At 66.0% G+C, this 6,829-nt stretch carries 7 protein-coding genes and 1 pseudogene; all 8 read right to left on the bottom strand.

What is annotated here, in order from left to right; translation table 11 throughout:
• On the bottom strand, positions 1-222 hold a 222-nt coding region (locus tag VMR03_RS13635), incomplete at its 3' end, for an amino acid permease (RefSeq protein WP_414693186.1).
• A pseudogene (gene ychF, locus VMR03_RS13640) lies at positions 128-1,210 on the bottom strand (redox-regulated ATPase YchF); the annotation flags it as partial. The gene VMR03_RS13635 and the pseudogene ychF, both read right to left, overlap by 95 nt.
• A gap of 2 nt (positions 1,211-1,212) precedes the next feature.
• The gene (gene pth / locus VMR03_RS13645; protein ID WP_325406121.1) at positions 1,213-1,851 is read right to left on the bottom strand and encodes an aminoacyl-tRNA hydrolase; all 639 of its coding nucleotides are present in this window, start codon (positions 1,849-1,851) and stop codon (positions 1,213-1,215) included.
• 24 nt (positions 1,852-1,875) lie between these two features.
• Positions 1,876-2,577 carry a 50S ribosomal protein L25/general stress protein Ctc gene (locus VMR03_RS13650; RefSeq protein ID WP_325406123.1) on the bottom strand — a complete coding sequence of 234 codons (702 nt, stop codon included), beginning with the start codon at positions 2,575-2,577 and terminating at the stop codon, positions 1,876-1,878.
• Positions 2,578-2,741: 164 nt separating this feature from the next.
• Positions 2,742-3,674, bottom strand: a complete 933-nt coding sequence (locus VMR03_RS13655; protein ID WP_325406125.1) for a ribose-phosphate pyrophosphokinase — start codon at positions 3,672-3,674, stop codon at positions 2,742-2,744.
• 159 nt (positions 3,675-3,833) lie between these two features.
• Positions 3,834-4,790, bottom strand: a complete 957-nt coding sequence (locus tag VMR03_RS13660; protein WP_325406127.1) for a hypothetical protein — start codon at positions 4,788-4,790, stop codon at positions 3,834-3,836.
• Between the two features lie 173 nt (positions 4,791-4,963).
• Complete coding sequence (gene pgeF / locus VMR03_RS13665; protein WP_325406129.1) at positions 4,964-5,731, bottom strand: peptidoglycan editing factor PgeF; 768 nt, start codon at positions 5,729-5,731, stop codon at positions 4,964-4,966.
• Positions 5,732-5,745: 14 nt separating this feature from the next.
• A partial coding sequence (locus VMR03_RS13670) for a class I SAM-dependent methyltransferase (protein WP_325406131.1) occupies positions 5,746-6,829 on the bottom strand: 1,084 nt, incomplete at its 5' end.

Genomic DNA, 6,829 nt, shown 5'->3' on the forward strand with positions numbered 1-6,829 from the left:
CGTCGCTCCAGTCCAGATCGCCGCCACCGGTGTCCGGCGCGTTGGCGAGACCTTGGCGAGCAACTTGGAGAAGGGCAGGCCGCCGTCGCGCGAGAAGGCGAAGATCATGCGCGAAGCGGAGGTCACCGTCGCCAGACCGCACCACATAGTCCTTGCCTTCGAGGCGCATCTTGCCCGCGTCCTTCGCGCCCGTTTCGCCGCCGAGCTTGACGTAGTCGTCATAGGCGATGGTTTCGGCGCGGATGAAGCCCTTCTCGAAATCCGTATGGATGACGCCGGCCGCCGCCGGTGCGCGGGTGCCGACAGTGATCGTCCAGGCGCGCGTCTCCTTCGGGCCCACCGTGAAATAGGTGATGAGGTGGAGAAGCTTGTAGCCCGCATGGATGAGGCGGTTGAGGCCCGGCTCTTCGAGGCCGAGCGTTTCGAGATATTCGGTGCGCTCCTCCGGCGGCAGCTGCGCGATCTCTTCCTCGATGCGGGCGGAAATCACGACCGCCTCGGCGCCTTCGGCCTTCGCGCGTTCCTCCACCTGCTTCGAGAACTGATTGCCTGTCGCCGCCGAACCTTCGTCGACATTGCAGACATAGAGCACGGGCTTCGAGGTGAGGAGGTTCAGCCCCTTCCACGCCTTCATGTCGTCGTCGGAAATCTTGCCCTGCTTCACCGCAAGGCGCGCCGGCTTGCCGTCGCGCAGAAGTTCGAGCGCGATGGTCATCAGCTCGACGAGCTGCTTGGCCTCCTTGTCGCCGCCCTTGGCCTTCTTCTCGGCGGCGGCGACGCGCTTTTCGAGACTGTCGAGATCGGCGAGCATCAGCTCCGTCTCGACGATCTCGGCGTCCGCCAGCGGGTCGATCTTGCCGGCCACATGCACGATGTCGCCATCCTCGAAGCAGCGCAGCACATAGGCGACCGCGTCGACCTCGCGGATATTGGCGAGAAACTGGTTGCCGAGCCCTTCGCCCTGCGACGCGCCTTTGACGAGGCCAGCGATGTCGACAAAGGTGAGCCGCGTCGGGATGATTTCCTTGCTCTTCGCCGCCGCCGACAGCGTGTCGAGGCGAGGATCGGGCACCGCCACCTCGCCGACATTCGGCTCGATGGTGCAGAACGGATAATTGGCGGCCTGGGCCGCCGCCGTCTGGGTCAGCGCATTGAAGAGGGTCGACTTGCCGACATTTGGCAATCCGACGATGCCGCACTTGAAACCCATGACTACTCGTCTCCGTTCTTTGTCTTCTGATTTGTCTTCTGGTCTGGCGGAGCCGGCTTCTTCTTTTCCGGTTCCGGATTCAGCGCGAGATGCACCTTGTTGGCGAAGCTGTTGAAGTGTCCTTCGCCCATCAGCGGTGCCGCGTCCACGATCGCATCGAGGAAGGGCTCGAGCCACTTCATCTCCGCCTTCGAGAAATCGCCCAGTACGTAGCCGAGCACGCGGTCCTTGTCGCCGGGATGGCCGATGCCGAGACGCACGCGGCGATAGTTCTGCCCGATATGCGCATCGATCGAACGCAGCCCGTTATGCCCGCCATGTCCGCCGCCGAGCTTGATGCGGAGCTTGCCTTCGGGCAGGTCGAGTTCGTCATGCAACACGACGACCTGATCGGGCTCAAGCTTGTAGAAGCGCATCGCTTCGCCGACCGAGCGGCCGCTTTCGTTCATATAGGTCATCGGCTTCAGCGCGACGACCTTCTCGCCGCCGAGCGTCCCTTCCGACACGAGCCCCTGGAAACGCTGGCGCTCGGGCGAAAAGGAATGGCGGTGGATGATCGCATCCACCGCCATGAAGCCGATATTGTGCCTGTTGAAGGCGTATTTGGGACCTGGATTGCCGAGACCGACGAGAAGCAGCATCGCGCCGGCTCCCGGCTGACCAGATTACTTCTTGCCTGCGGGCTTCGCAGCGGCCGCAGGGGCCTTTGCGCCGGCAGCCGGAGCAGCCGCACCCTTCGCACCGGCAGCAGCCGCAGGGGCGGCAGCAGCGGCGGCAGGGGCGGAGGCTTCCGCCGACACGACAGCCGCGGGCGCGGCAACCGTCGCGACTGTGAAGTCGCGGTCGATGGTCGGCTTCACGCCTTCCGGTAGCTTGACCGAAGAAATGTGGATCGACGTACCCATCTCGACGCCGGCGAGATCGACTTCGATCGCTTCGGGGATCGATTCCGCCGGGCAGGCCAGTTCGATTTCGTGGCGCACGATATTGAGCACACCGCCGGCCTTGAGGCCCGGCGACGCTTCGTGATTGACGAAGTGCACCGGCACGTCGACCGTGATCTTGGCGTTCTTGCCGAGGCGCAGGAAGTCGACATGGATGATGAAGTCGCGGACAGGTTCGCGCTGCACGTCGCGCGGAATGACGCGCTCCTTGCGGCCGTCGATATCGATGTCGAGCAGGTGGCTCGTGAACGTACCCGTCTGGTAGAGGGCGTTGACGTCCTTGTAGGACACCGAAATCAGTTCAGGGGTCTTCTTGTCGCCGTAAATGACGGCGGGAACGCGGCCTTCGAGACGGAGCGAACGAACAACCCCCTTGCTGCTCTTCGTGCGCGCCTCGGCCTTGAGCGTGGTGGACTCGGCCATGGCATTGATTCTCCAACAAAAAATGGCCCGGGGCGGTATGCCGACAGGGCCAAACGGCGTTTCCTCCAGGGGTGTGGACGCCGAATGGGCCGCGTTATAGCGCCCAAAGGGGGAAAACTCAACCCGTGGAAAGGGGTTAGGGCAGGGGCCGAAGCCCGGCCAGCTCAGTCGAACAGGCTCGACACCGAGCGTTCCTCGGCCGTGCGGCGCATGGCCTCGCCGATCAGGGGGGCGATGGTGACGGTGCGGATATTGTGCGCGACGCGCACGGCTTCGGTCGCCTGGATCGAATCCGTGATGACCAGTTCCTTGAGCTGCGAGGCCGAGACGCGGGCGACCGCGCCGCCCGAGAGGACGCCGTGGGTCACATAGGCCGAAACGTCGGTCGCGCCCTGCTTCAGGAGCGCCTCGGCCGCGTTGCAGAGCGTACCGGCCGAGTCGACGATGTCATCGACCAGGATGCAGGACCGGCCCTTCACGTCGCCGATGATGTTCATGACTTCCGACTCGCCGGCCCGCTCGCGGCGCTTGTCGACGATGGCGAGGTCGGCATTGATCCGCTTGGCGATGGCGCGGGCGCGCACGACGCCGCCGACGTCCGGCGAGACGATCATCGTGTTGTTGTTGTCGTAATGTTGCTCGATGTCGCGGGTCAGCACGGGCGCGGCGAAGAGGTTATCGGTCGGTATGTCGAAAAAGCCCTGGATCTGCCCGGCATGGAGATCGAGCGTCAATACGCGGTCGACGCCCGCCGTGGTGATGAGGTTCGCGACGAGCTTCGCCGAAATGGGCGCGCGGGGCCCCGGTTTCCGGTCCTGCCGCGCATAGCCGAAATAGGGCAGCACCGCCGTGATGCGGCGCGCGGAAGCCCGCTTCAGCGCATCGACGATGATGAGGAGTTCCATCAGGTGGTCGTTGGCGGGGTAGGAGGTCGACTGGATCACGAAGACGTCCTCGCCGCGGACGTTTTCCTGAATCTCGACGAAGACTTCCATGTCCGCGAAGCGCCGGACGACGGATTTGGTCAGGGGAAGATTGAGATAGGCCGCGATCGCCTCGGACAGCGCACGATTCGAATTGCCTGCGACGAGTTTCATGGCCCTGGACCCCCGGATACCGCGCTCTTTGTGACGCCCGCGCGACGGCGCGAGCGCGTTGTAACAAGGCGATTGGGGCCTGTAAACAGCGCCTCCACGGACGCCCGAAACAGGCTGGAGGGTGTCTCTTTAAGGCACCGCCCCTTTCAATCGCTCATTTCAGGCGCCGCCGGCGGGGCGGGCGAGAACGGCCAGGACGCCGCTCGCCGCCGCTTCCGCTGCATCGCCGGCCAAGGGCCCCCAATGATGGGCGACGCTGGCCGGCCCGGTCGCGCTGACCTGCGTGACGGTGCCGAGAAGCTGGCCGTCCTCGGTCATGACCTGCCAGCGGATCGAGAGCCCCGTATCGCCGGTCGCCGTTCCCGCGAGCGCGACCTCGCCACGCAGCAGGTAGCGTCCTTCGTTCCATTGCGAGGTTGGCGCACGGCGGCTGAGCGCCTCGCCGAGGGCGCTTGCAAGCGCCTCCCGTCCGTCGCCGGGAGCGGGCGCCATGTCGATGTCGAAATGCAGACGAGCGCCGGGCGTCGTGGCATCGGCAAGGCGCGCGATACTGCCAGTCGCGAAGTCGTCATCTGTTCCCATATTGCCAACCCTGCTCCCGGCCAGCGTCTCGTCGGGCCCGAGATCGCCGGGCGCGAGCGCTGCCATGGTTTGGCCGCCGGCCCCGTTGCCGCCGAAGGATGCCATGTGCCAGGCGGCGAGCTTGGCGACCGCATCGCGCGCAAGTTGCGCCAGATCGGCGGGGGAGAGCGCCATTCCGCGCGTACCCTCGATCAGCGCGTCCTCGACAATACGGTGAAGCTGGGCGCCGCCGCTGTCGCGGACGTCCAGCACGGCGACGAAATAAGTCCCCGCCGGGGCCGGGCCCGCATCGACCGCGCCGGCAATCGCATATTTATGCCGGGTGTCGCTGGCGAAAGGCATGCCCGGCAGCGCCGCCCGCTCCTCGATGAGGGCGGCAAGGCGTTGTGTGTCGTCGGCGCTGACGCCGCCGAGGGACGTCAGCTTGACCTCGATGGCGGCTGCGGATTTTGCCGATTGCGTCTTTGCCGACTTGGCTTCGGCGGGGCCTGTGTTTTCCGTGCAGCCCGCGAGGCCGAGCAGCGCAACCGCCACCCCGACCCGCAGCCGTCTTGCGAGACGCTTGCGGATTCGTCGTGGAGTGTCTGCTTTCGATACGCCTGGCACGGATACGCCTTGCACGCCTGTCCCGCCCATCGCGCGGTTGCGATTCGGGCGATTCGTCGTTGAACAGGGTATCAAGCAAGGCGGGCGGCGCGAAGCAAGCTTCAGATCCCGGGCCGCAGCACGATCGCCGACATCTGCCGGCCGTAATCGGATTCGCCGCGATGCGTGGTGCGCCGGTAGGAGAAGAATCGCTTCTCGTCGGCATAGGTGCAGTGCCCGAGCGTCGTCACGGCACCGATTTCGGCGGTCTCGAGGCGCGCGCCCGCATAGCCCGGCAAGTCGAACATGAAATGATCCTCGCGCGCGGAGGGAATGAACCACCTCTCGTCGGAAGGGCTCGTAAACTGCGCGCGGAATTCAGGGCCGATCTCATAGGCGTCGCGCGAGATGCAGGGGCCGATTGCGGCGACGATGCGCTCGCGCGCCGCGCCGAGCGCGATCATCGCCTCGATCGTCGCTTCGAGGACGCCGCCGAAAGCGCCCTTCCAGCCCGCATGGGCCGCGCCGATCACGCGGGCCGCGTTGTCGGCGAAGAGCACCGGCGCGCAATCGGCGGCGAGAACGGCGAGCGCGATCGACGGCCGGTCCGTCACCATCGCGTCGGCCTGCGGCGCGGTCGCGGGCTCCCAGCCGTCGGTGACGCGAATGACCGTGGGGCTATGGATCTGATGCACGGTGAGAAGCTTTTCCGGCGCGACGCTCAGGGCCTGCGCGACGCGCGCCCGGTTCTCGCGGACCGCGCCCTTGTCGTCGTCGGAGCCGTAGCCGCAATTGAGCGAGGCGTAGATGCCTTTCGATACGCCGCCCTCGCGTGTGAAGAAGCCGTGGCGGATGTTCGTCAGGACGTCGAGAGATTTTGCGGTGAGCATGAACTTGTGTCCTGTCAGAATCCTGCGGGGTGCGACGTATCGGGTGCGGTCAACGCCAGTACCTTGAAGAGGCTGCCCATCCGATCTTCTCCGGTCAATCGCGCCAATGCGACATCGATGGCATCGGCCTGGGCCGGTGTCGCGCGGGTCTTCAACGCTTGCGCCCGAGCTTCGATCCCGAGCGCTTTCAGGAATGCGCCTTGCTCGACGGGTCCATACACACGCGCACCGCCGCGCATGGCTGCTGCTGCCAGTGCCTCGAAATCGACATGAGCGGTCAGGTCCGCCTCGCCGGGGTTCTCGAAGGGATCGACGAAGCGATGCGCCTTCAGCGCCTGCAGCGTATCGCCGGCCGCGCTTCTCGGATGGCCGTAATCGACGACGAGCGCCGCACCGCCCTGCGTGGCGATACGCATGCCGACGGCTTCGACGATAGCGGTCGAAGCAGGCGATATCTCGCCGATGCTTCCGATCGGCGCACCGCGTGTCGCCGGCGGCAGCACCGCATCGGGCGTCGGCATGGGCGCGAGGACAGGCGCGAAACGCGGCGCCTCCTCGCTTGCATTCTCCGCCAGCGCCACATGGCGTTCGCACCAGCCGCGTTCGGTCTTCACATATTGCGCGATCGGAAGCGCGTCGAAAAATTCATTGGCGATGAGAAAGAGAGGACCGCCGGGCAAATCGTCGAACCGTTCATGCCATGTCGCGCGCGGCACGAGGCGCTGCTGCGCGGCGCGCAAGGTCGGGCTCGTCTCGACGAAATGCACCTGGGCCGCGTCGAGGGCGCCCGGCACGGCGCGCAGCGCGCGAAGTGCATCGGCCATCAGTGTGCCGCGTCCGGGACCGAGCTCCGCGAGGATGAAAGGCGAGGGGCGTCCTTGAGCGATCCAGGCGTCCGCGATCCAGAGCCCGACGAGTTCGCCGAACATCTGGCTCACCTCCGGCGCAGTGGTGAAATCGCCGCCGGCGCCGAGCGGATCGCGTGTCATGTAGTAGCCGTGCTCGGGATGGCCGAGCGCCAGCGCCATGTAGTGCGACACCGGGATCGGCCCCGTCGCCGCGATCAGGCGCGCGATGTGGCGCGCGAGTTCGGTCATG

Origin of the sequence: Parvibaculum sp. (assembly GCF_035511255.1) — a bacterium.
Lineage (GTDB): Bacteria > Pseudomonadota > Alphaproteobacteria > Parvibaculales > Parvibaculaceae > Parvibaculum.

What these genes read in the sequence shown, in the direction of transcription:
- pth (WP_325406121.1), bottom strand. Translation starts at nt 1,851, where the DNA reads ATGCTGCTTCTCGTCGGTCTCGGCAATCCAGGTCCCAAATACGCCTTC.
- VMR03_RS13650 (WP_325406123.1), bottom strand. Translation starts at nt 2,577, where the DNA reads ATGGCCGAGTCCACCACGCTCAAGGCCGAGGCGCGCACGAAGAGCAGC.
- VMR03_RS13655 (WP_325406125.1), bottom strand. Translation starts at nt 3,674, where the DNA reads ATGAAACTCGTCGCAGGCAATTCGAATCGTGCGCTGTCCGAGGCGATC.
- pgeF (WP_325406129.1), bottom strand. Translation starts at nt 5,731, where the DNA reads ATGCTCACCGCAAAATCTCTCGACGTCCTGACGAACATCCGCCACGGC.